This is a genomic window from Desulfovibrio sp. 1188_IL3213 (assembly GCF_036763145.1).
Classification (GTDB): Bacteria; Desulfobacterota; Desulfovibrionia; order Desulfovibrionales; family Desulfovibrionaceae; genus Desulfovibrio.
This window is the reverse complement of sequence record NZ_JBAIYR010000237.1, coordinates 1-3,561: the sequence shown is the minus strand read 5'-3', so window position 1 is coordinate 3,561 and position 3,561 is coordinate 1. Positions and strand designations below refer to the sequence as shown.

Genomic DNA, 3,561 nt, shown 5'->3' with positions numbered 1-3,561 from the left:
CGCCTGATAAGCGTGAGGTCGAAAGTTCAAGTCTTTCCAGGCCCACCACTTATTCAGGAATACACCGGGGCTGTAGCTCAGCTGGGAGAGCACCGGCTTTGCAAGCCGGGGGTCGTCGGTTCGATCCCGTCCAGCTCCACCACAAACATACTCAAAGCCATGCCGCGTTTGGCAACAGGCGTGTGACAATCAGGTCACGCGAATGTGATCCGAGCGCAGAGCTTGGCGGACCCTTCGGGGTCGGCTCTTTAACAATTGCATAGGGATGGAAGGAAGTTTTTTTCGAGAAACAAGCAAACAAGAGCATCGGGTGGATGCCTTGGCGACGGAAGGCGATGAAAGACGCGGTAAGCTGCGATAAGCCTCGGGGAGAAGCTAAACATTCTTTGATCCGGGGATGTCTGAATGGGGAAACCCGGCGGGAGTCATGTCCCGTCATCTGCAAGTGAATACATAGCTTGCAAGAAGCCAACTCAGGGAAGTGAAACATCTCAGTACCTGAAGGAAAGGAAATCAAACGAGACTCCCTCAGTAGCGGCGAGCGAAGGGGGAATAGCCCAAACCGTCAGGATTCGTCCTGGCGGGGTTGTAGGGCCGGCATACGTGATTCATGACTAGGCAGGGGAAGGAAGCTGGAAAGCTTCGCCAGAGCGGGTGATAGCCCCGTACCCGAACCCGAAAACGACACAGCCGGTACCTGAGTACCGCGAGGCACGTGAAACCTCGTGGGAATCCGGGAGGACCATCTTCCAAGGCTAAGTACTAACCGTCGACCGATAGTGCACCAGTACCGTGAGGGAAAGGTGAAAAGAACCCCTGTCAGGGGAGTGAAATAGAATCTGAAACCTGATGCTTACAAGCTGTGGGAGCCTCCTTGCGGGGTGACCACGTGCCTTTTGCATAATGAGTCAGCGAGTTAATCTGTACTGCAAGGTTAAGCGTAAGTGGAGCCGTAGCGAAAGCGAGTCTGATAAGGGCGTTTAGTAGTGCGGATTAGACCCGAAACCGGGTGATCTATCCATGAGCAGGTTGAAGCAAGGGTAAAGCCTTGTGGAGGACCGAACCCTTAACGGCTGAAAACGTTTGGGATGACTTGTGGATAGGGGTGAAAGGCCAATCAAACCCGGTGATAGCTGGTTCTCCCCGAAATATATTGAGGTATAGCCTCATGGATTGTCTACCGGAGGTAAAGCACTGACAGAGCTAGGGGTCCTACCAGATTACCAAACTCTTTCAAACTCAGAATGCCGGCTAGATGTACCATGGGAGTCAGACAGTGGGTGCTAAGGTCCATTGTCGAGAGGGTAAGAGCCCAGATCAACAGCTAAGGTCTCCAAATCTATGCTCAGTGGTTAAGGTGGTGACGTTGTAGAGACACCCAGGACGTTGGCTTAGAAGCAGCCATCGTTTAAAGAAAGCGTAATAGCTCACTGGTCTAATGACGTTGCGCCGAAAATGTAACGGGGCTAAGCATAGTACCGAAGCTTTGAATTCCGCGTATGCGGTCTGGTAGGGGAGCGTTCTTCACGGGCTGAAGGGGTGTCGTAAGGCTACCTGGACTGTGGAGAAGTGATTATGCTGACATGAGTAACGATAAAACGGGTGAAAAACCCGTTCGCCGTAAACCCAAGGTTTCCTGGGTAAAGGTAATCTTCCCAGGGTTAGTCGGTCCCTAAGGCGAGGCTGAAAGGCGTAGTCGATGGGAAACGTGTTAATATTCACGTACTTGTATGTTCGCGCGATGGAGGGACGCAGGAAGGTAAACGGTCCGGGTGTTGGATTACCCGGTGCAAGCAGGTAGGCGTGAGGTGCAGGCAAATCCGCACTTCTTTACGCTGAGACGCGAGTCCGTGACCGTAAGGTCTGAAGCCGTTGAGCCTCTACTGCCTAGAAAAGCTTCTAAGTATAGGACATGCAAACCGTACCGAAAACCAACTCAGGTGGGTGGGATGAATAATCCAAGGCGCTCGAGAGAACTCTGGCCAAGGAACTCGGCAAAATAACCCCGTACCTTCGGAAGAAGGGGTGCTCCTTCGGGTGAAATTGATTCACTTAATGAGCCTGAGGGAGCCGCAGTGAAATGGTGGTGGCGACTGTTTACTAAAAACATAGGTCTGTGCGAAGTCCTAAAGACGACGTATACGGACTGACGCCTGCCCGGTGCCGGAAGGTTAAAAGGAGGGGTCAGCGCAAGCGAAGCTCCGAATTGAAGCCCCGGTAAACGGCGGCCGTAACTATAACGGTCCTAAGGTAGCGAAATTCCTTGTCGGGTAAGTTCCGACCTGCACGAATGGCGTAACGATCTCCACACTGTCTCGGCCAGAGACTCGGTGAAATTGAAGTCGCGGTGAAAATGCCGTGTACCCGCAGAAAGACGGAAAGACCCTGTGCACCTTTACTATAGCTTGACATTGGGATTTGGAACTGCATGTGTAGGATAGGTGGGAGACTGTGAACCCTGTACGCTAGTATGGGGGGAGTCATTGTTGAAATACCACCCTTGTTTTTTCAGGTCCCTAACCCTCAGCCGTCATCCGGCGAGGGAACAGTGTCTGGTGGGTAGTTTGACTGGGGCGGTCGCCTCCTAAATTGTAACGGAGGCATGCAAAGGTTCCCTCAGGCTGATTGGAAACCAGCCGTCGAGTGCAAACGCATAAGGGAGCTTGACTGCAAGAGAGACATCTCGAGCAGGTACGAAAGTAGGTGTTAGTGATCCGGTGGTCCCGAATGGAAGGGCCATCGCTCATTGGATAAAAGGTACGCCGGGGATAACAGGCTGATCGCATCCAAGAGTTCACATCGACGATGCGGTTTGGCACCTCGATGTCGGCTCATCACATCCTGGGGCTGAAGCAGGTCCCAAGGGTACGGCTGTTCGCCGTTTAAAGTGGTACGCGAGCTGGGTTTAAAACGTCGTGAGACAGTTTGGTCCCTATCTTCTGTGGGCGCTGGAGAATTGAAAGGGCCTGTCCCTAGTACGAGAGGACCGGGATGGACGCACCCCTGGTGGACCTGTTGTCGTGCCAACGGCACAGCAGGGTAGCTATGTGCGGAAGGGATAACCGCTGAAAGCATCTAAGCGGGAAGCCTGCCTTAAGATAAGTTCTCCCAGGAGCAATCCCTGAAGGGCCGAGGTAGACTACCTCGTTGATAGGCTGGAGGTGGAAGCGTTGCGAGACGCGGAGCTGACCAGTACTAATAGCCCGTGCGGCTTGTTTATGAAAAAAACTCCTTCCTTCCCTGTCAATTATATATTTGACAACTTTGTTGGTAGCCATGGAGGAGAGGGTACACCCAATCCCATTCCGAACTTGGAAGTTAAGCTCTCCATCGCCGATGATACTGCATAACGTCATGTGGGAAAGTAGGCCGCTGCCAACATCTTTTAAAGCCCTTCGCTGCTCAAGCGCGAAGGGCTTTTTGCTGTTCTGTGCCTTGCGCTGCAAAAGCCCTACAGCAGGGCGAATCTCGCTGCTGCATGCGCAACTGCACCTGCCTTTGCCCCGCAGGACAACCGCGCAAATAAATTGCGCTTGCATCTTTGCGGCGGGCGTCTGCTCA

The 3,561-nt window shown here is 53.0% G+C and carries 1 tRNA gene and 2 rRNA genes; all 3 read left to right on the top strand.

The features are described 5' to 3' along the window. Positions 1-66: 66 nt before the first annotated feature. The 3 genes from V6C16_RS09455 (at position 67) to rrf (ending at position 3,381) form a co-directional block, all read left to right on the top strand. Positions 67-142, top strand: a tRNA-Ala gene (locus V6C16_RS09455). A gap of 145 nt (positions 143-287) precedes the next feature. Continuing rightward, positions 288-3,220, top strand: a 23S ribosomal RNA gene (locus V6C16_RS09450). 46 nt (positions 3,221-3,266) lie between these two features. Then, a 5S ribosomal RNA gene (rrf, locus tag V6C16_RS09445) occupies positions 3,267-3,381 on the top strand. The last annotated feature ends 180 nt before the right edge of the window (positions 3,382-3,561 follow it).